Genomic DNA, 22,358 nt, shown 5'->3' on the forward strand with positions numbered 1-22,358 from the left:
GAGAGGAAGATCAAATTCAAATATTTTCTGAAGTGCTTTTCCAGCAAATCAATGCACCAATTGAGACCAATATTGTTCCCATCCAAAAGCTCAACTCAGGACTGACATCTAAAAGCAGCATCGACATGTCTGAAGATAAAATGGGGATAAAATAGGTCGCTAAAATCAGCAGTTTCATATTGCCAAATTGTAGGCTCTGATTCCAATTACTATAAGCAATGCCAACTAAACTACCTGCGATTACAATCATTCCCCATAACTTGAGTGTCGGAAAAATAAAAGGTTCATGCAAAATAAAATGAATCATCCACAAAGCAATTGCTGTGATAGTAAAAAATAATGGAACAGCATTGTGTCCTTGGGCATATTTTTTGGTTAATACGCTATAACAAGGCCATAGCAATGCCCCGATAAATGCCAAACTATAGGCAAGCGGATTCTGCTGTAAAACTTTCCCAAAATGCTGTAAATCAAAAATATTGGGATTTACAACCAACATTAAACCCAAAATAGACAAGACAAACCCGATGATCACGCTATAACGATAATGCAGTTGCTGAGCAAAAATTGAAAAAATAATCGTTAATGGTGGCCATAAATAGTTAATCATGGCAATGATGAGGACTTGTTCATGATTATGTGACAAGGCCACTGAACTAAGGAACAATATTTCATATAGAATAAATAACAGCCCACAACCCCATACATAGGCTTTCGGCATAGACTGGATTTTAGGCCAACCATTTAAAGCTAAAATACTGACTGCACTAAAACTATAAATTAATGCGATGGCTGAAATTGGACTCAATGCTTCACTAATGAGTTTTACAACAGCAACGAGGCTTGCCCAAATTAAAATAGAAGATAAGCCGATTAAGGTGGGTTTATTCAATAAAGTGTGCATGATCCAACTTTCGTGTTATCCAACTTTGCATACTCACAACGAAAACGCACAGCATGACCAAAGCTGTTCTAATCATAAAATTCATTTCGATGCTTTCGTTTCAAAAATTACACCAAAAAACATACCCAAAATGGGTGTTAAAAAAGAGGATACACCGAAATGGTTCGAAAGATCACTGCAGAATAACCAAAACTACAGCATTAAGCTCATAAATGACATGATCAGCGTATGGAAAACTAAGCTCCCAATCGCAATATGAGTCCAATGAATTTCAGCTTGCCCCAATATAAAAGCCAATGGAAATAGAAAAATAAAGCGCTTATAAACACTTATACAAAAGTTCTCATAAAACTTGCTATAATTTAACCATCAAATAAAAACTAGCCTCATTGAGAAAATAATGAAAAAGAAAGAACAAGATGTTCCGACCATTATTATTGATGAGCACAATCCTGATCAAAATAAATATGAGCGATTAAAAGAAAAGCTAAGATACAAACAAGCCTTAAGAGAAAATTCAAGAAAAATTGACCATAAACAAGTCCGATTAAATATTCAGGCTGATGCGCTGCCCAGTAAAACATTTTTTATTATGAATGCATTGGCTGCCATTATTGCAGGTTATGGCTTATTAAGTGATTCTACGGCGGTGGTGATTGGTGCAATGCTTGTTGCCATGATGCTGGGTCCAATTTCAGGCATTGCATTGGCATTAATAGATGCTCGTTGGCTTTTACTACGCACCGCATTAAAAACTTTAGTTTTGGGTGTGATTATGATTTATGCCATTGGCATGATCATGGGCTTCATCCATTTCGACCTTCCCATGACCAATGAAATTTTAGCGCGAACAAAACCAACGGCAATTGATTTAATGATTGCTTTGGCAGGTGGTGCTGCGGGTGCTTTTTCTGCAGTTTCGCCACGCTTATCTGTTGCTGTAGTAGGGGTTGCTGTTGCTACCGCTCTAGTCCCTCCACTTGTTGCAAGCGGTATTTTACTTGCACATGGGCAATTCCAAAATTCAGCAAATGCCTTTCTATTAGCATTTACCAATATGGTTGCCATACAAGTCAGTTCTTCTTTGGTTTTGTGGATTGCAGGCTTTAGACGAGGTTCGGATGAAGACGTTAATAGCCTGTGGGGGTTTTTTAAACGAAATAGTATTAGTTTGATTATTCTATTGATATTGGCAATTTATTTGTCTTTAAATCTCATGCAATCTGTTCAAAAGCAACTTTATGAAACGCAAATTAAGCAACAGATCAGTCAGAATCTAAATATCAATAATAATGTGATCGACACTATACAGTTTGATCAGCGTGAAAACTTTACCATCGTTCGTACCAGTATTCGTGGTGATACCCCACCCATGTCTTCAGAGATTGAAAAGATCAATACTCAACTCGCAAAAGATAGAAAGGGACATCCATCTTATCTACAAGTTCGGTTTATTCCAGTGCAAATTATACAAACAAGCCCCCTTCAAACTGTGAATTTAGACAAGCAAGATGCACAAGAACTGTCTATTCAAACGGCGAATTAAGATTAAACAAGAATAAAAAAGACCTAAAATTTAGGTCTTTTTTAGCCAAAGCTATTCAGCATAACTTACATTGCTTTGGGCTCATGATTTTCATTGTCTAAATAGCTTTCCAAAGAATCATCAAGTGCGTGCAACCATGCAGTATGATGAGGTTTCGCCATTTTACCTGTCATCACAGAACGATATGTTTTATCTCTAAAACCCATAATATTTTCTTTCTTATGCTTTTTCCACTGCATAAAAATATCATTAACTGCATCAATATTGAAACTTGGGTAATCTGTTTCAGCGATTAATTTCTGAATATACGCTCCTTGAAACTTAATCATTTGCTCCGTATTTTTTAGATTTTTTTCTTTCTCAACCCATTGCTGTGTATGTTGGTGCATTTCAGCTTGGGAAGGCAATACCTGCTGTTGTAGGATAATATCTCTCACATACCATGCTTGGGCATCAAACATATTGAAGGTATACCATTGATCTTGCATACCCAAATAAAAGAGTCTTGGATTTTTCTCCCAAACTACCCCCTTATATAAACCTTCTGGATATAAACAGTTATGGGTTTTTAGGCATAAATCCTCTGCCATATATGGGAAATGATGCAAATAACCTGTACATAAAATAATGGCATCAATTTTGGCAAAACTACCATCTGCAAAATAAGCGGTATTTTCATCTACATGGAGTAACTGTTGTTTTTCAGTCCAATTTTTAGGCCATTTATAGCCCATCGGCTGACTGCGATAACAGCTATAAATTTGCTTTGCGCCATATTTATAGCACTGAGAACCCACATCTTCAGCAGAATAGCTACTTCCGATAATTAGAATATTTTTATCTTTAAATTGCACTGCATCACGAAAATCATGTGCGTGTAAAATTCGACCATTAAAAATATTAAAGCCTTCAAACTCAGGGACGTTCGGTGTAGAGAAATGGCCTGAAGCCACAATTACATAATCAAATTGCTCTTCATAAGCCTGATCCTGAGAATGATCATGCACAGTGACCTTAAATTTTTGACTGTCTGTACTGAATTCAACATTATTAACAGTCGTATTAAAGCGTACTTGGTCTTTCACCCCTGCTTTTTCCACACGACCTTTAATATAATCCCAAAGTACTGCGCGTGGAGGATAAGATGCGATGGGCTTTTTAAAATGCTCATCAAACGTATAATCAGCAAACTCTAGTGCTTCTTTTGGACCATTTGACCATAAGTAGCGATACATACTGCCATGTACTGGATTTCCATGTTGATCTACACCTGTACGCCAAGTGTAATTCCATAAACCGCCCCAATCGTTTTGTTTTTCGAAACATACAATTTCTGGAACTTGTTGACCTTTGGCCTTTGCTGATTGAAATGCCCTTAATTGAGCCATACCGCTTGGGCCAGCTCCGATAATTGCAATTCGAGTCATTGCGATCTCCATTAGTTTTGAGTTCTGTAAAAAAGCTCCTGCTTTTGATAGGTCTAATAAATATTATGATTCTATAAAGAATCATTATTTGAGTTAAAACAACAATAACGTAGAACCATAATTCTAGAGATAGACACTATCTTTTTAATTAGGATGCTTTAGAAATATGAGCTGAAGAGATAAAAATGAATAGGGTTTTTAATACCTAGCACCTCTCCATAGAATAAAAAATACTCACAAAGAAACCACACAATATCACAAATATTGATCCATCCAATACAAATGAATCAATTTAACAAATAACAATTAGTTACATTTCTAATAAATTGACTCAATTATTAATTACTTCTAAAAAACAGGCATAAAAAATGAACTAAATTTCACAATTTAGCCCATTCGTTAAAATTAGTTTAGATTTTCTTAAAACTTATTTCACAAAAGTTTTCCATACAAAATCTTGAGTTTGACCATGTAAAGTCATGCTCAGTTGATCCCCTGCACTTAAAGCTGCCACACCCGCTGGTGTGCCTGTCATGATCACATCGCCCACTTCTAAAGAAAAAACTTGGCTAATATCTGCAAGTAAATAACCAATATTAAAAATGAGTAATGAGGTATCACCTTGCTGACGCATTTGATCATTTACTTTAAAATCAAAAGTGACTGCATCCCAAGCTTTTACTTCTTTTATATCTACCCAATCGGCTAAAACACACGAACCATCAAATGCTTTAGAACGTTCCCAAGGCTGTCCTTTTTTCTTTAAGTCATCTTGCAGATCACGTAAAGTTAAATCTAAACCCAAAGTCACCGCATCAATCGCGGCTAATGCTTTTTGTGGATCTGTCTCGCCTTTTAACGGCCGACCGATACGCAAAGTAAACTCACACTCATGGTGACAATTGCCCCACTCAGGATTCCATGAAATACCATCTTCCAAAGAAATCAAACTACTCGGCGGTTTGATAAATAACACAGGACAGTCTGGAATAGCATTTCCGAGCTCTGCTGCATGTGCTGCATAACTACGACCGACACAGACAATTTTTGATGGACGTGCATTCATATCATCTTCCCTTCTGATTTTACTGAGACACAAAAATTAAAGGCTACTTTTTAAATGTATTTTCAAATACAGTTTGATCCGTTGTCGAATCAAAAGCACTTTTCGGTACAATAATCACTGTACGATTTTTTAATTCAATCATATACGTCAGTTTCCCCACTGCAAACTGCTGTACATCTGTGTAATTAAAACTTTGTTTTGGGCGACCACTGGCAAAAAGTTCCATATGATCTTGGAATAATTCTATTCCTTGCTCACTTTTTCCAAACTGATGCTTGATGAATTGACGCTTAAACATCATCGGTAAAAACCAATAGCGCATCAATGCTTGTAAAACCAAGAAGAAAGCACCCAATGCCACATAGTAGCGACCAACACCATCTAAGCCGAGATATAATCCCCAAATTAAAATTGCAATACTCACTAAAGGTGTTAAAAATTGTGTGAGTTGTTTTTTGCCAAATGTGGCAAGTGAAAAGCCATCTTGAGACTCTTCTAAGGTTAAATAATAACGTAAAGATAATGCAGGCTTGCTGTCTGACATAGATTATTCAACACATTTCATATACAAGTTGCCAAGATATTACACTAAATTAATTAGCAAATTGATGCTTTTCATCACACTTTACACAACAGCACTTTCTTTCAAAGTGAAAACATCTTAAAACGAAACCTCATGGATCACACAAATAAAAACGATAGGGATTGTGATGAATAACTTTTCTTTTGCTTTATTTTTATTGATTGGTATAAACACTCAAGGCTTTGCCCAAATGATCACTTGGACCGATAATATTCCAAGTAGTTTACAACCTTTCCAAAATAATCCTCAACAACTGGCTAATTTGGCTCAAGACGATATTTTTATTTATTCGCATGGTGCAACAAAAACCTCTCTTCCCACACTCAAAAGTAATCCACAACCGCTCGCTAAATTCACCAGTTCAGCCATTGTCTTACCAATTAGCACACAAGAAGTTGCAAAAATACTGACCAATTACAGCCAATATGTCGGTTTATTTCCGACGTTGAAATCTGCCAAAATCTTAGAACAAAAAGCAAATATCAGCCAAGTCAAATACAAGATTTCTATTCCAACCCCGATACCTGTTTTAAATTTTAATGAGGATGTGACCTTACAACATCAGATTGGTCAAAATAGTATTTCAACCCTGGTGATTGATGCACCTATTCCCTATGGTGTGGGTAAATTTGAATGGTTTAGTTTGGGCAATAACAAAACATTGGTCACGCTTACTCAATGGGGTGATTTAAATCAGCCCCAAGGTTTCTTATTTAAAAAAATTCTAAGTGCAATTCCAGAAGTAAAATTAGGTATTCCAAGTGGAACCAATGCTTTTATTCTAGAATCACTGAAAAATCGCTATGTTGCCAAAAAAGTAATTACATTAAATGTGGGGCAATTCCCGACTCCACAACTCAATACAGCGCAATTGAATAAAATTAGTCAACTCAGCCAAGTTTCACAACAGCCTGTTAGTTTTGTTTTAACACAAAGTGCTGTGCCTTATCAGCATGGCAACGAAGTTATGCGTTTTACAACGACTTATCAATACTACCCTCAAACACCTCAGCAAATGCAAAAATGGCTACAACCAAGTTCATATCAAAGTTTATTTCCACGTCAAATTAAGAAGCTCACGACATCGAATCAAACCGCTCAAGGGAAAGATACTCAATTCAAAGTGAGTATCGGCTTAGGTGTGATTAGTATTCCTTTTGACTTTAAAATGCACTTTAATTTTCCACAAAGTACTGAAAATAACTTCTATGCCAATGGTGGAGACTTACGTTTTTTAAAAGGCCAAATGCAGTTCTTACCTGAGGATAGTGGTTCTCTATTTAAAATGACCACTTCAGTTAAAATTGATGAGAAAGCACCCTTTTTATTAAGAGTGGCACGCAGTCTGCCTTATCATGAAATGTTACCTGCTGTAGGAACCAATGCAATATTTGCGCAGAAAATTAAATTGCTCAATCAATAATAGCCGTCTTATTGATGATAAAGACCTCAAATGGTACTAGCGACATCAACAAATAAAGTAAAAGGGATCATCAATACATCATTGACAAAGGTAACAGATGTTAAAGCAACTTTTTATAATAGTACTAGAGTATTCACAGACTTTTTAACTTTACCTTCCAAAGAAATATTGATTGGATAAACCTAAATGATTTTTTGGTATTTTAATGCCCTCAATTCAGGATTTAAACCAACGACTTTATCTATCAGCCCTGTTTGATAGCTATGTTATTCTTTTTCAGACACAAAAAAACCGCAATTAAGCGGTCTTTTCAATCTTGATCAAGTTGGTGCGCTCAGAGAGATTCGAACTCCCGACCCCTTAGTTCGTAGCCAAGTGCTCTATCCAGCTGAGCTATGAGCGCGACGTCTTGATGGGACGCATTATACGCCTTTTCACCTATTTGATAAGTACTTTTTAACGAATTCGCAACTGAATGTTTAGTATTTAAACATAATCAATATTTATGATTATTCCTTAAGCACACCTTATTCAGATTTCATTCGACATTTAACAACGCCAATACTTTCATGCATTCAGTACAATAAGTAACTCGTTCATTATCTAAACTTTGTATTTTAAGTTCATAAACAAAGCCGATGAGTGATCGATTACATCCATCACATGGTCTTAAATTTAAAAGGCAAATAAAATCAATATATTCATAAATATAATAACCATCTGTATATTTTTTCATTTCCTTATTCAGCAATTCTAATTTTAGAACACTATTTTAAAAGATTTGGTTAAGGAAATATCAACCTTTACAGGTCTAAACGACAAAATTTGTCGTACTATTCTCTTTTTAAAATTTTGCCTAAAATCCTTTAAATGAATAGTCATTTAAAGGATAGGAAGTAGATCAATCATACTTTCCTTATAAATCATTATTTTGATTTTTATATTTTACCTAATTTCAGGTACAAAAAAACCGCAATTAAGCGGTTGATTGTTCAAGTTGGTGCGCTCAGAGAGATTCGAACTCCCGACCCCTTAGTTCGTAGCCAAGTGCTCTATCCAGCTGAGCTATGAGCGCAAACTTGTGTTGCCTTTAACGGCGTTCGTTACATACATGAATAACTTAATTGGTGCGCTCAGAGAGATTCGAACTCCCGACCCCTTAGTTCGTAGCCAAGTGCTCTATCCAGCTGAGCTATGAGCGCATTATAAGTTATTCGTGGCGGTGAGGGAGGGATTCGAACCCTCGGTGGGCTTTAAGACCCACGCTCCCTTAGCAGGGGAGTACCTTCAGCCACTCGGCCACCTCACCGTAACGAGTCGCCATAATACAAACTTCGTCCCCTATCTTCAAGTCACATTTGAAAAAATTCTGCTTTTTTTGATCAATCATCTATTTTTTAAACGATTTACAGTCTTTTTTTGGTTTTAATACCCTTTTTATAAAAAATTTAGTGTTACCTAAGTCCATTCAATTGGAAAAAACAGGCAGAAAACACAATATTGCAATCATTTGCGTGCAGTCTGCGCTTGCATGACTTATGCTAAACATATCTTCTGACATGAAGCCAAAGACATATGAAAAATTGGGTCGATCCTGAAGCCAAAGCGGAAGCTGAACGTTACGATAATCCTATTCCTAGTCGTACTCTTATTTTAGAGACGATAGAACAACTAAAAACACCATTATCACATTCAGACTTGGTGGAACGCTTTAACATTGCAGATCAAAAAAGTATTGATGCTTTAAGTCACCGTTTAAGTGCAATGGTTCGTGATGGTCAGCTCATGAAAGACGGATTCAAATTCCAACTGATGACAGACCAACCGACTTTTGATGCAACTGTCTATATCAATTCTAAAGGTTTTGGTTCAGCCAACTTAGATGGTAAAAAAGACGAAATGTCTCTACCTGAACGTGAACTTCGCCAAGTCTTTCATGGCGATCGAGTGAAGGTTCAGCAAACGTCAGTAGATCGCAAAGGTAAAGCTTGGGGCTATATTACTGAAGTCACACAACGTCGTGTAAAACAATTAATTGGTAAGCTTGCGATTCATGAAGGTGAATATTTTATTCAGCCGAGTCATCCCAATGCGCATCAACCGATTACGCTAGAAAAAGAGCTCATCGAGCATGCAAAAGCCAATGTAGGCGATGCATTACGTGTCGAGATTGATGACTATCCAACCCGTGAAGAGTTGGCAACAGGTCATATTATTCAATCAATGGCGGATAAAGCCGATACAGAAATTATTATTCCTCAAACGATTTTGGAATTTGGTTTACCGTATGAGTTCCCAGAAGAAGTTGTCAAAGAAGCTGAAAGCTTTAAAGAACCCAATGCTCAGGATCGTGAAGGTCGTATAGATTTACGTGATTTACCATTAGTCACCATTGATGGTGAAGATGCACGTGACTTTGATGACGCTGTTTATGCGGAAAAACGTGCTGGCGGTGGCTATCGCGTTGTTGTTGCGATTGCAGACGTCAGTCACTACGTTCGTGTAGGCAAGCCATTGGATGATGAAGCTCAGGAACGTGGTACATCTGTATACTTCCCGCACTTTGTCTTACCAATGTTGCCTGAAGCACTATCTAATGGTTTATGTTCTTTAAATCCAAATGTTGATCGTCTTTGCATGGTCTGCGATTTAACATTATCTCGTGCAGGTAAAGTCACTGGATTCCAATTCTACCCTTCAGTGATGCATTCAAAAGCACGCTTAACCTATACACAAGTTGCTGAATATTTGAATGGGGATAGCGCTGCTGTTACTGAAGATCGTGATGTTCGCAAATCACTGAATACATTATTCCAACTTTATCAAACGCTAAAAGGTTTACGTGCCGAACGCCATGCAATGGAATTCGAGACTGTCGAAACTTACATGACCTTTGATGAACTTGGTGGAATTAAAGAAATTCTTCCGCGTTCACGTAATGAAGCGCATAAACTCATTGAAGAATGCATGTTGTTGGCAAACGTCGCAGCTGCCGAATATTCATTAAAAAATGAAATTCCAATGCTTTACCGTGTGCATGAGCCACCTGAGTTTTCACGTATTCAAAAAGTGCGCGACTTTGTTAAATTGCTTGGTTTACCGTTCCCAGAACAACCCACTCAAGCGGATTATCAAAGAGTCATTGAAGCGACTAAAGACCGTATTGATGCGCCAAGTATTCACTCGGTATTACTCCGTTCGATGATGCAAGCTTATTACGGTGCAAAAAATGCAGGTCATTTTGGTTTGGCATATGAAGCGTATACTCACTTCACATCACCCATTCGTCGTTATCCTGACTTGTTATTACACCGTGCGATTAAAGCTCAGTTAAAGCAACAGCCTTATCCACTTTCAGGTGCTGCTTTAGATGAAGCAGGTCAGCATTTCTCTGCGACTGAACGTCGTGCAGATGAAGCCTCTCGCTCTGTGACCACATGGTTGAAATGTCACTATCTGCAACAGCACATTGGTGAGGAATTTGTCGGAACAATTAGTGCAACTGCTGAGTTTGGCTTATTTGTCACACTGAAAGACTTGTATGTCGATGGCATGATTCATGTGAGCCAATTAGGCGATGATTACTTTGTCTTTGACCAAGCCAGCCAAAGTCTAGTAGGCCAAAATCGTGGTCAAACCTTTAGCTTGGGCGATGAAGTAAAAATTAAAGTTGCTGGGGTTAATTTAGAAGATCGTAAGATTGATTTTGAATTGATTCAACAATTGACCCATGCTGGGCGTGCTATACGTAGTCGTGCACCGCGTGTTGCCAAACAAGTGAACAAAGAAGAAGTTTTTTCTGAACGACCTTCTAAAGCAGTGAATACTGCTGAAAAGTCGAACGCCAGTGAAGATGGGGAACGTCCCTTTCGAAAGAAAAAGCCAAAACCAACCACTTACGCTAAAAAACCTTCAAAAAATGCTTCAGCAAAGCCTGACGCAAAGGTTAAAGATAAAGTAAAGAAAAAAGCAAAAGCCAAAAAGAAAAAGGCCAATGCAAAAGCAAAGACTGAATAAATTTGTTAAATAAAAGAGAGCTTCGGCTCTCTTTTATTCATAATCCATTAAATTTCAAATACTCATAAAATATGAAAACAATTCTAATTACGAAATATTATTATCACTATTATCTGTTATTCATTCTGTTTATTTTACTCTGTAGTGGAACAATTACTTTTCTGTTTAGTAATTTTTCACCGACTCGAAATATTGAAATTTATAGCTTTTGGATTTCTTCCGTACTTTATTTCGGCGTGCTTTTTTATTTTTTCTGCTTACATCAAAAACAACAATGGATCATTCCTCACAACTGGGCAAGCTTTCGTAAAAGACCTACTTTTTACAGCACACTCATCTTCCCCATAGTTTTTATTGGGATATTCTGGATGAATTTTTCTTCTACTTTCCCTATGGTCTATACAGCCCTATTCGGTGCACAAAAAACACTGATTCAAAAAGCAGAAGCACAAAAGAAAACGTATAAAGTAACATCACATATTGTTTATATACGGTTTATTCATGCTTACCAATTTTTAAAATTGAATCACAACAATTTCAGCAATATCAAAATCAAGATTTAACGTTAAAGTTGACAGTCCAACAAAGCTCAATGGGAACGATCATTCGCTCTATTCATCATATTGAAGTATTACCACAAAAAATTCAGACAAATAAATTCAGATAAATAAGACGATAAAACACGACTAGATTGTACTGAAAAAACATCATCAGTATTGCTTTTAAAGATATGGAATGTACCCATGCATTTGAATACAACTTGAAAAGCAAAGACATTCAATAATTCACATCTGTTTTAATTTATTGCTACACCTTGATTTATCCGCCCAGAAGCCCTACATCTACAAATAACCTAGAAAATTATTTGGCATAGACTTATGACATTAGAAAAGGCGACTTTGCCTGTACCACAATTTGATCAAATTACATTAGATGATTTAAAACAGAAAATTGAACAAGCGATTGAACAAGGGCAAAACTTTCTAAATGAATTACAAGAAGTACCGCAAAGTATTCAAGCCCAGCTCAGTGTCTTAGATAAGATTGATACCCTTGAAAATAACATGGGTGAATCTTGGGGAATTTTGTCACACTTAAATGCAGTGATGAATAATGTAGAAACACGTGAGCTTTACCAAACCTTACTTCCTGCTTTAAGCGAATACTACACAGCACTTGGGCAACATGTACCCTTATATCAAACTTATCAGCATGTACATGATGCATCTCTATTTGATACCTTGCCCCCTGCACAACAAAGTGCAATTAAACTTGCATTACGTGACTTTAAACTTTCAGGTGTTGCCTTAGAAGGTGAAAATAAAAAGCGCTACGCAGAAATTTCAGCACGTTTATCACAATTGGCTTCTGACTTCTCCAATCATGTTTTAGATGCAACTCAAGCTTTTAGTAAGCCATTAACAGAAGCTCAGCTGAAAGGTTTACCGCAAAGTAGTGTTGAACTTTTAAAACAATATGGTCAACAACGTGAATTAGAACAGCCTGTTGCCACTTTAGATATCCCCTCTTACTTGGCAATTATGACTTATGCAGATGATCGTGAACTTCGAGAAGAACTGTATAAAGAATATGTAACACGTGCTTCTGAGCAATCAGCCCACCCAAGTTTTGACAATACACCAGTGATGGAAGAAATCCTGAGCTTACGTCAAGAAATGGCAAAACTACTGGGTTTTGATAATTACGCAGAATATTCACTTGCAAGTAAAATGGCGCCCGATGTCGAAACTGTAAATCAATTTCTAGTTGAACTTGCAGAACACGCACGTACACCTGCATTAAAAGAAATTGCTGAGCTTAAAGACATTGCCAAACAAGATGGTATTGAAGAGTTAAAACCGTGGGATAGCACTTACTATTCTGAAAAATTAAAACAACAGCAATTTAATCTTTCCCAAGAGTCACTTAAACCTTATTTCCCTGCACCTAAAGTGATTCAAGGCTTGTTCAGTGTAGTCAATCGTTTATACGGGATCACTGTAGTAGAACGTGAAGCCCCACTGTGGCATGCAGATGCTCATTATTACGAACTTGAAGACCAAGGCGTTGTGATTGGTGGATTCTATTTCGACCTCTATGCACGCAGTGGAAAACGTGGCGGTGCATGGATGAGTGGTTTCCGCTCTCGTATGCAAACTGAAAATGGATTACAAAAACCAATTTGCTATATGGTGGGTAACTTTACACCGCCTGTTGGTGATCAACCTGCGCTATTAACCCATGATGAAGTCAATACTTTATTCCATGAGTTTGGACATGGTTTACATCACATGTTAACAGAAGTAGATAATATTTCTGTTGCAGGTACACATGGCGTGGCGTGGGATGCTGTGGAATTACCTAGCCAATTTATGGAATTTTGGACTTGGGATAAAGATAGCCTCGACTCTTTAAGCGAACATATTGAAAGTAAAGAAACCTTGCCAGAAGAATTGCTAAAAGCATTATTAGATGCGCGTTTCTTCCAGTCGGGTATGCAAACTTTACGTCAAATTGAATTTGCATTGTTTGATTTAAACATTCACAAAATCACACCTGCACTCAATGCGACACAAATCCAAGCGACCTTAGATGACATTCGTCAAAAATTTGCCGTACTACCGACTGTAAGTTATAACCGCTTTCAAAATAGTTTTAGCCACATTTTCGCAGGTGGATATGCTGCTGGCTATTACTCATACAAATGGGCTGAAGTCTTAGCCAGTGATGCTTTTGATCGCTTTGAGAATGAAGGTATTTTTAATACACAAACAGGTACTGAATTCCGTAAGGCAATATTAGCAGTTGGCGGAAAAGATACAGCACTTGACGCATTTATCAATTTCCGAGGACGTGAACCAAAAATAGATGCATTGTTACGTCACCAAGGTTGGACGAACACATAAAAAACCGCTTAAACTAGGCATCGTAGATAATTAAAGTGTGGTGAGAGTATGAATATCAAACGTCGTTTCATTGCGGGTGCAAAATGTCCTAGATGTGAAGCGATGGATCGTATCATTATGCTCACCACAGGCGATGCTGAATGGATTGAATGCATCGAGTGTGACTATTCTGAAAATCGTCCCACCAAAGTGGATGAACCCGCAGAACCAGAAACACCTGATGAAATTGGGGTTATTCAATTCAAACCGCGTCCGGTTAAATAAATTGGATAATAAAATGACCTTAAATCAGAGTGAAAATTCTAAATTAATTTGGATGATTGCAGGTGGATTGACCGCACTCATTCTATTATTGCTCACCTATCTTTGGATCGGCTCAAATACTGAAGAAAATGCATCCGCTACTCCTACAGCAACTGTGTCTACACAGAAGAAAGAAATAGCAGCTTCTGCGACAGCAACCCCTCAAGCTGTGGAACAAAGTACAGCCTCTGAACCTGTTGCATCTACATTGATTGATGAAAAAATTCTGAAAGATGAAATTCCAAAGAGTGCCAGTTTAGCCAAAGAGGAAGTAGCTAAACTTGACGATATTCAAAAGCAACTCAATGAACAAGAAAAAAATCTTGCTTCACAGCATTCAGATGCGGATCAATTGATTAAGTTAAAAGAGGAACAAATCAAACTTCTTGAACAACAATTGGCAGCACAAAATAAATAATTGAATTTAAGATCTCAGTCGAAAATAAAAAAAGCTTTAACTCAACGTTAAAGCTTTTTTTATTAATTTAATCATTCAATTTATGTTTTAAAGTATTCAAAATGATTGGTCGTTGCATCAATTGTGCAATCAGAATACCCAATAAGGTCAACCCACCACCAATATAATGGAATGTCTGCAACTTCTCACCGAGTAATATCACAGCGATAAGTGCTGTAAATAAAGGCAATAAATTCATAAATATACTGTTTTTATTTGGCCCTAAATGCCTCACACCTTCAATCCATAAATAAGACAAAAGGACGGATGAAAAAATACTGGCATACACAATCAAAGGAATCGTTTGTCGATTCAATTGTATATCTACAGCAGGTAAAAATACGAAGAATGGTAAGACATAGATGAGGGCAAATGTAGATTGAACAAAATTAGATTGCCATGCAGGAATCGGCATCTTCCATTTTTTTAACAATACGCCATATAAGGCATAACCAATAGCAGCGATCAACATCAGTACATCACCCAAATGTACACCTTGCGCTAAAACTTCTGAAACAGAACCTCGCCCTAATAAATATAAAATGCCATAGAAAGAAATGACCCCACCAATCAACATTCCATAGCTAACTCGATCTTTTAGAATCACACTACTCAAAATTAGGGTTAATAATGGAATCAAAGTCGTCACAATGGCCATATTGGTTGCTGTTGTCGTATTGGCAGCTTGATAAGATAAAAACTGGAATAAAGAAACGGAAAGAAATCCACCCAATGCCAATTTTTTCCAATGTAATGAAATGACTTGTCGATTTTTCCATACAGGAATCAGAATAAAGGTACTCATCACAGCCAGTGCAAGAACCAAACGATAAAATGTAATGGCGACTGGAGAAATACTATGACTTGCCATTTTGGAGACCACTACATTACCTGACCAAAATAAAATGGCAAGTAAAGGGTAAATAGATGCTTTTTGGAACATGAAGGGTGACCTATACAATGCGATAGGATCATGTTAAAAAATAATCATTCTACTTTTACTCGATAAATAGACAATTACTATCGAGAAACGGACAAATACAATTAGCCAAGGATTTAAAAATTGGGGCAAAATTTTGATCATGGATATTTAAACTATCCAATTTATGCATTTTCAGAAAACTATCCACATGGTCATATTGAAGATTGGCATCAGCATGATCGAATTCAGCTGATCCATACTTTATCTGGCGTGATTCGAGTTCAAACAGAGGAAGGTCTCTGGATTACACCCCCTGGACGTGGCGTATGGATTCCTGCAACTAAACCACATGCTTTATTGATTAGTGGAGAGGTAAAAGCCCGTGGTGTTTTTATCGAAGCGAATATTCAGACAGATTTAGTAAATGATTGTCGTGTGGTGGTGATTCCAGCATTACTACGCGAGCTCATGAGCAGTGCGATGTCTATCCAAACTGAAATACAAGTGGGTAGCCGTAATGAGCGATTGCTCAAATTAATCCTTGATGAAGTACGAATACTACCCTCTTTGGCATTTAATTTACCCGAACCACAAAATCAAAAATTACAACAGCTTTGCAAGACAATTAAAAATAACCTCGCATTAAATTGGAATTTAGAAAAAGTTGCTCAACAGCTTCACATGAGTAGTAAAACTTTTGCACGGCATTTCCAAAAAGAGACAGGTTTACATTTTTCACATTGGCTTCGACAAGCCAAACTGATGCAGGCTATGATTGATTTAAGTATGCAGAAATCTATTTTGAATGTTGCCATTGATTTAGGCTATGACAGCCCAAGTGCCTTTAGTGCGATGTTTAAACGAGAAACAGGATTAACACCGACTGAATATTTACAGCAACTCAAACACTGATTGATTTCATTCTCGTTTTAAATGATAGACTTTTTTCGTTAGATCTCTTGCATAGATCAGCTTTTAATCAATATTAATTCATAATGGATGTTCCCTCTCCTTTTTAATGAGAGGGCTAGGGAGAGGATTATCTTTAAGATTCAGCCTCATCCTAACCTTCCCCCAAAGGGAGAAGAAATATTCAATCTTAATCAAATGCAATTTCTGCTTATAAAATTTTGTCCATTTTTCGACTTTCGCAAGAAGCCTATTAAAAGCCTTTCTCTTTATTTAAAAAAAGCTATAAATACTTATACAAGATCCTTACTCAATAAAGCGATGACTACACACATCAAAAAAGCACCCGTAGGTGCTTTTCTTTATGATCAAAACTTACTTATGCGGATACCAATCGAATAGATTAAAGAAGTATGGTGCATAGGTCACAATCAATAATGAGGTGAACAAGACCATAATCGGCAAAATCCAACGTTCATAGCGATAATAGAAACTGGTATATTTTTCTTTCGCTTCTGCATCGGCGGCGGCGACTTCTGCATCACCAACCGAGAGCCTCGTCAGCAAGTGATTCAATGCCACTGGTGGTGTCACATAACCAAATTCGAAAGCAACCAAGACAATCATCCAGAAGTGAATCGGATGGATACCATTTTCAAATGCAACTGGGGCAATCGTTGCAGCAACTAGAATTACCGCACCAAATGGATCAGTAGTCATACCAACCAATGCCAATAGTAATGCCATAAAGCCAAGTGTGATGAGAATGCTACCTAAATGCGTTGGAACCATCGTCACGATTTCACTACGTTCGATAAGCCCCCCCATACTTGCAGATAAAGCCATAAGGATAATCAACGCACCAATATGCCCAACACTTTCAGAGGTCGCAAAACGAATTGCAGCACCAAACCCACGTTTATGACCTGTTTCACTATGTTCTTGTAAATAAGCTGACTGTTTTTCATGCTCTACTGCCAAGGCATTGTAGCTTTCTGGAATCGGTAAACGATCACCAAACATCTTGTCAAACAAAATGAAAGCCAACAGCATAAATGGCAAAATAACAGGGGCAGTAAACTCATCCATCTGTGTATCTAAACCATATTTATAGAAACCGATGATTAAGAATACGATCACAACATAAGGAATTACAGGCACCATTGCACGCAACATACCTGGCAAAGCAATTTTCGGTGAATTAATACGGAATTTATCTTCAGCTAGATATAAAGATACAGCAAGGAAAATAAAGGCAGTTAACCAGAAGACATAAATACCGTGATTAAACAGTTCATCAGAAGTGACATGTCGACTATCCAACATCGAAATCAAAATCACCAATAAGCATGGACGTAATACTACACCCAATGAACCAGACATTGCAGATACAGCCAGTGCATATTGACGGCGCGCACCTGAATTCCAAACTTCCTTATAAATAATTGCACCTGCGGCAACAACGAAGATACCTGATGCACCTGTGTAAGCAGTTGGAATTGCAGCACCAATCAAAATAATCCAAGTTAAAGTTTCTGGTGCTAAATTCCAAGGACGCAGAATCGCAAGGAATAAATCCATAATTCGAGTTTGAGTTAGTAACATCCCTGCCCAAATGAACAATGCAAGGTTAAGGAAAATACCCGAGAACTCAACCAACTGACCTAGGTAAATACCTTGTCCCATTGGATAATCCATAAAGAAGGTAAATGCTACACCTGTAATAATGGCCATGAATGCGTATAAGGGAACACTCAATAAGGCTAGACCAATTTTCCCACCTTCTTCCGCAGTGGAAGGAATTCGGAACAATTGGAACAAACTAATAATGGTCAAACTGATAAATAACGTGATCCACAACCAATACACGCCAATGGTTTCATATGTTGAGGCAACTCCTGAATTAAGTACGGAGTTGTATTGGCAAATGACGGAGTAACTGAGTAATGCATTACCGATGACCATAAATAAATTATAAATACGGAAATCGAGTTTGGTTTTCGGCGGTCGCAAACCAATATGATGCATTTTGACTGAAGCGGTAATGGAGGAAATAACCACCATCAACAATAAAATTAATACTTTATTATCTGTACCAAATTTAAATAGCCAAAAGAAACCCGTTTCTACATTTCTATAGGGACGAATTGAAGGATGATCATCTAGGTATTTGATTGATTTATCATAAAATGTAAATTTTTCTTCACATTGTTGTTGAGCAGCCATCACAGATTGACGAACATCGGATTCTGATGAAGTACCAAAAATATCGGAAAATTCATCTTTTGAATTTGCCTTCATTTGTTGCTGTACTAAAGCATCAACATTCGGGTGGCGGTCACACGTTGGCTTTTCTGGTTCAGCTCTTAAAAAGGAATATTGCATTCCTATTTTTTCATCCCCGTATAGACTTTCACCTATACGGAGTAATTGCCCATGAATCATTTCTCCTGTCCCAATAATTAGGGTCAGCAGAAGTAAAATAAGTATTGCAAAGGTAGAGAACCACTCATTCCAGAGATAACTGAGTAGACCTAATCCCGATCTTTTATTTACAGGTTCTTGCATTGTTATTCCAGTTTTATATATTGCCACCGTACATTGATATGTACAGCTCATCTTTTATTTTTGATTTTAGGTAAAATCCTTCACCCAATATCCATTCTTGGTATTACGGCTTAAATGTGCCGTAGTTCTCGCTCAATTAATATGACATTTTTCTGTTATTTTTAATTATTTTATGCCAAGAACATGCTGTTTTTATATAGATATTTGCTCAAAATTTTCGTTTTTATTATTAAGTTTTTTTAAATCATAGACATAAAAAAAGCACTCGAAAGTGCTTTTTATTTACAATTTAAAATTAATTATTGATACCAACCAAATAATTTAAACATATAAGGTACATAAGCAATAATCAACATCGCAGGGAACATCACAATCAGCGGTAAAATCCAACGTTCGTAACGGTAATAGAATGACATATGGCGAACTTCAGCATCTGCTGCTGCCACTTCTTCATCACCGATAGATTGCCTCGCTAATAAATGATTCAGTGCAACTGGTGGAGAAACATAGCCCAATTCAAAGCCAATTAAGGTAATCATCCAGAAATGCACAGGATCAATACCATATTTATAAGCCACTGGTGCAACAGTTGCTGAAATCAGAATCACGGCACCAAACGGATCCATGATCATACCCACAAAGATCATTAATGCAACGATCAATGTAATTACGATATAAATACTACTGATATCGGTTGGGAATAATTCCATGATTTCAATGCGTTCTAAGAAACCACCAACACTGACAGAAAGCGCCATTAGAATAACCAATGCACCAATATGCCCAACTGTTTCACTTGCGGACAAATGAATGGCTTTCCAGAAGCTTACTTGACGCTCAGGATTATTTGGATTGTCATCACGTGCAACTTTCTCAGTTGAAACATGTGCTTGATTGGCAATTTGCTCAGGTGTATTTTCAGCTAATGTACTGTCCCAATGCCCAACAGCTGCTAATGGTGCAGGTTGATGGCGTAGCTTCTCATACAGAACCATGATCAATAGAATAATTGGCATCATCACTGGTGCGGTAAATTCATTCATATTGGTATTCAGTGCGTATTTGTAGAACATCCAAACCAATAAGAAAACGATCACATAAGGAATAACGCTGAGCAATGCTTTTGCTGAACGTGGTAATGCTTCTGCTGGCGATGCAATACGGAATTTCTGCTCGGCAAAGAACAGTGAAACCAATAAGAACATAGTTGAAGTAATGAGGAAAACATACAAACCATAGTGATAAAGTAAATCAGTTGTGACTTCTTTATTTAAAGATGCAACGACAACAATCAATAGACATGGACGTAATACGACACCTAAAGAACCTGACATTGCAGCTGTGGCTAAAGCAAATTGACGACGACCACCTGCATTCCAAACTTCTTTATAAATGATTGCACCTGCTGCAATAACAAAGATACCTGATGCACCTGTATATGCCGTTGGTAATGCAGCGCCGATTAAAATAATCCAAGTTAAGGTTTCAGGTGCTAAATTCCACGGACGTAAGATGTTCAGGAACACATCTACAATACGGGTTTGTTTTAACAACATCCCTGCCCAAATGAACAGTGCTAAATTTAAGAAGATAGAAGAGAACTCAACCAACTGTCCTAAATAAATCCCTTGCCCCATTGGATAATCCATGAAGAAGGTAAAGGCTACACCCGTAATAATCGCCATAAAGGCATATAACGGCACTGACAGTAGAGATAAGCCAATATTACCGCCTGTTTTTGCACTTTTCGGTACAATAAAAAACTGGTAAATGCTGATCAGTGTTAAGACAGAGAATAGAATCATCCATAACCAATAGATGACACTCATTTCAGTGGTCATTGGCACACCAGAGCGAACCACAGATTGATACTGACTAATTGCTGAACTGGTCAACAAAGCATTGGCAGCCGTCATTGCAACAGCGTAGACACGATAATCTAAACGCGTACTTGGACTGCGTAAGCCAATATGATGAATCTTTAATGTGGTCGTAATAGCAGCCAGAACCACCATCAAAATCAGTAAAATGGCTTTGTTGTCTGAACCAAATTGGAAAATACCGAAGAAGGTCGTTTCCATCGTTCGATAAGGTCGAATCGAAGGATGATCATCTAAATATTTAGTCGCCGTATCATGAAAAGCATATTTGTCTTCACATAATTTCTTTCCAGCCAAAACTGATTTACGCACATCTTCTTGTGAGCTTGTCCCAAAGATATCAGCAAACTCATCTTTGGCATTACTCTGCATTTGTTGTTGAACAAGTGCATCTACATTGGGGTTTCGATCACAGGTTGGTGTCTCAGGCTCTGCACGTAAGAATGAATATTGCATTCCTGTTTTAGGGTCACCATACAAATTCTCTCCGAGGCGGAGCATTTGACCATGAATCATCTCCCCTGTACCAATAATCAAGGTCAGTAATAAAAGAGATAAAATAACAAAAGTGGCAATCCACTCATTCCAAATATGACTTATGAAGCCAAGTCCTGACTTCTTTTCCTGATTCGTTTCCATCTAAATTCCACTTTTATTATTTAGCTCTGATCTTATAATCACTAAGATATCGCCTATAATTTTCTAAAATTATGAGTATTTTTAACCTCATAATTACCCCGCGAGTATGACTGAATTTCAATCAAAATTTACAATAAATATAATGACTGAAGTTCTTTTGTTTCAGGTTCATTCAGTCAATTGGAGCAACGCTTACGCTGTTGCTGAAAAAATAAATACATGATGGCAAAAATACCTCCCCATATTGCTCCCAATAAATGTGCCTCTACTAAAACGGGGCTTCCAATCAATTCCGCTGTTCCCACTTGTCCAAATGTATTTTCCCAAAGCAATTTAACCAGTACTAAACCTAAGACCAGTAAGGCAAAATTTCGCTCTTTTTTATAAGGTAAATATAGAATTGCTGCTGCAATATAAAGTCCATGCAAAATACCGGACAAACCCGCATAGGCTTCAATATTTGAATAAAGATAATAAAAACAGAGGCTAATTAGAGGTGCTTCGAGTAAGAGCAAAAGGCAAAAAAATCGAGTTCTAATATGAGGAAAAATAAAAGGTAAACATACAAATGCGAGCATATTTAGGAAAAAATGCATCCATCCGACATGAACCCAATGTGCTGTCCACCAACGCCATGGCTCAGAAAAAAAGCTATAACGCCAATAAATAAAAACATGCTGAAAAACTTGTAAACAAGCAGAGAGACTTATACACAATGCTAAAAAAATAATTTTCTTTTTCACATCTATATCTTTCATCACTCTCTCTATTTGTGAAATCCAAGAAAAGCTTTCATGCCCTTCTTGGA

Annotated in this window: 16 protein-coding genes and 4 tRNA genes; 8 read left to right on the forward strand and 12 right to left on the reverse strand. The window is 37.2% G+C overall.

Translation table 11 applies throughout. The features are described from left to right. Positions 1–16: 16 nt before the first annotated feature. Positions 17–904 (reverse strand): aromatic amino acid DMT transporter YddG, encoded by an 888-nt coding sequence (yddG, locus tag B9T35_RS02555; protein WP_086189569.1) that lies wholly within the window; start codon positions 902–904, stop codon positions 17–19. Between the two features lie 400 nt (positions 905–1,304). Here yddG and B9T35_RS02565 point away from each other — a divergent pair, with 400 nt between their 5' ends. After that, complete coding sequence (locus tag B9T35_RS02565; RefSeq protein ID WP_086189570.1) at positions 1,305–2,450, forward strand: TIGR00341 family protein; 1,146 nt, start codon at positions 1,305–1,307, stop codon at positions 2,448–2,450. 65 nt (positions 2,451–2,515) lie between these two features. Here the strand turns inward: B9T35_RS02565 and B9T35_RS02570 are convergent, their stop codons facing one another. The 3 genes from B9T35_RS02570 to B9T35_RS02580 all read right to left on the reverse strand — a co-directional run bounded on the left by B9T35_RS02570 (position 2,516) and on the right by B9T35_RS02580 (position 5,487). Further along, a complete protein-coding gene (locus B9T35_RS02570) occupies positions 2,516–3,877 on the reverse strand; it encodes an NAD(P)-binding domain-containing protein (protein ID WP_086189571.1) in 1,362 nt (453 codons plus the stop codon). A gap of 427 nt (positions 3,878–4,304) precedes the next feature. After that, on the reverse strand, positions 4,305–4,943 hold the full coding sequence (locus tag B9T35_RS02575) for a fumarylacetoacetate hydrolase family protein (RefSeq protein ID WP_086189572.1): 639 nt from the start codon (positions 4,941–4,943) through the stop codon (positions 4,305–4,307). 43 nt (positions 4,944–4,986) lie between these two features. Continuing rightward, positions 4,987–5,487, reverse strand: a complete 501-nt coding sequence (locus tag B9T35_RS02580; protein WP_086189573.1) for a YcxB family protein — start codon at positions 5,485–5,487, stop codon at positions 4,987–4,989. A 166-nt stretch (positions 5,488–5,653) separates the two neighbouring features. On the opposite strand from B9T35_RS02580, the gene B9T35_RS02585 reads away from it, so the two are divergent. Beyond that, entirely contained in the window at positions 5,654–6,949 is a 1,296-nt protein-coding gene (locus B9T35_RS02585; protein ID WP_086189574.1) for a hypothetical protein, read from the forward strand. Positions 6,950–7,275: 326 nt separating this feature from the next. Here the strand turns inward: B9T35_RS02585 and B9T35_RS02590 are convergent. From B9T35_RS02590 to B9T35_RS02610, 4 genes are all read right to left on the reverse strand, one after another. Then, positions 7,276–7,352 (reverse strand) — tRNA-Arg (locus B9T35_RS02590). 595 nt (positions 7,353–7,947) lie between these two features. Then, a tRNA-Arg gene (locus tag B9T35_RS02600) sits at positions 7,948–8,024 on the reverse strand. Positions 8,025–8,074: 50 nt separating this feature from the next. After that, positions 8,075–8,151: transfer RNA gene (locus B9T35_RS02605), tRNA-Arg, on the reverse strand. 15 nt (positions 8,152–8,166) lie between these two features. Continuing rightward, positions 8,167–8,258 (reverse strand) — tRNA-Ser (locus B9T35_RS02610). A 266-nt stretch (positions 8,259–8,524) separates the two neighbouring features. Between B9T35_RS02610 and rnr the strand changes: the two genes are divergently transcribed. The 5 genes from rnr (at position 8,525) to B9T35_RS02635 (ending at position 14,593) form a co-directional block, all read left to right on the forward strand. Next, positions 8,525–10,966: a ribonuclease R gene (rnr, locus tag B9T35_RS02615; RefSeq protein ID WP_086189576.1), complete on the forward strand. Its 2,442-nt coding sequence runs from the start codon at positions 8,525–8,527 to the stop codon at positions 10,964–10,966. Between the two features lie 368 nt (positions 10,967–11,334). After that, positions 11,335–11,529: a hypothetical protein gene (locus tag B9T35_RS02620; protein ID WP_086189577.1), complete on the forward strand. Its 195-nt coding sequence runs from the start codon at positions 11,335–11,337 to the stop codon at positions 11,527–11,529. A gap of 300 nt (positions 11,530–11,829) precedes the next feature. Next, positions 11,830–13,872 (forward strand): M3 family metallopeptidase, encoded by a 2,043-nt coding sequence (locus B9T35_RS02625; RefSeq protein ID WP_171264204.1) that lies wholly within the window; start codon positions 11,830–11,832, stop codon positions 13,870–13,872. 54 nt (positions 13,873–13,926) lie between these two features. Further along, positions 13,927–14,136 (forward strand): YheV family putative zinc ribbon protein, encoded by a 210-nt coding sequence (locus tag B9T35_RS02630; RefSeq protein WP_171264205.1) that lies wholly within the window; start codon positions 13,927–13,929, stop codon positions 14,134–14,136. Between the two features lie 13 nt (positions 14,137–14,149). Then, positions 14,150–14,593 (forward strand): hypothetical protein, encoded by a 444-nt coding sequence (locus B9T35_RS02635; protein WP_086189580.1) that lies wholly within the window; start codon positions 14,150–14,152, stop codon positions 14,591–14,593. Positions 14,594–14,660: 67 nt separating this feature from the next. Here B9T35_RS02635 and B9T35_RS02640 read toward each other — a convergent pair whose 3' ends face one another. After that, entirely contained in the window at positions 14,661–15,575 is a 915-nt protein-coding gene (locus tag B9T35_RS02640; protein WP_086189581.1) for a DMT family transporter, read from the reverse strand. Between the two features lie 120 nt (positions 15,576–15,695). Here B9T35_RS02640 and B9T35_RS02645 point away from each other — a divergent pair, with 120 nt between their 5' ends. Continuing rightward, positions 15,696–16,466 (forward strand): AraC family transcriptional regulator, encoded by a 771-nt coding sequence (locus B9T35_RS02645; protein ID WP_086189582.1) that lies wholly within the window; start codon positions 15,696–15,698, stop codon positions 16,464–16,466. 372 nt (positions 16,467–16,838) lie between these two features. On the opposite strand, the gene B9T35_RS02655 is transcribed toward B9T35_RS02645, so the two are convergent. The 3 genes from B9T35_RS02655 to rrtA all read right to left on the reverse strand — a co-directional run bounded on the left by B9T35_RS02655 (position 16,839) and on the right by rrtA (position 22,308). Then, positions 16,839–19,031, reverse strand: coding sequence for a TRAP transporter large permease subunit (locus B9T35_RS02655; RefSeq protein ID WP_086189584.1), 2,193 nt, complete (start codon positions 19,029–19,031; stop codon positions 16,839–16,841). 299 nt (positions 19,032–19,330) lie between these two features. Further along, the gene (locus B9T35_RS02660) at positions 19,331–21,550 is read right to left on the reverse strand and encodes a TRAP transporter large permease subunit (protein ID WP_086189585.1); all 2,220 of its coding nucleotides are present in this window, start codon (positions 21,548–21,550) and stop codon (positions 19,331–19,333) included. A gap of 176 nt (positions 21,551–21,726) precedes the next feature. Further along, positions 21,727–22,308 (reverse strand): rhombosortase, encoded by a 582-nt coding sequence (gene rrtA / locus B9T35_RS02665; protein ID WP_086189586.1) that lies wholly within the window; start codon positions 22,306–22,308, stop codon positions 21,727–21,729. Positions 22,309–22,358 lie beyond the last annotated feature (50 nt).

This window comes from Acinetobacter sp. ANC 3832, assembly GCF_002135415.1.
Lineage (GTDB): Bacteria > Pseudomonadota > Gammaproteobacteria > Pseudomonadales > Moraxellaceae > Acinetobacter.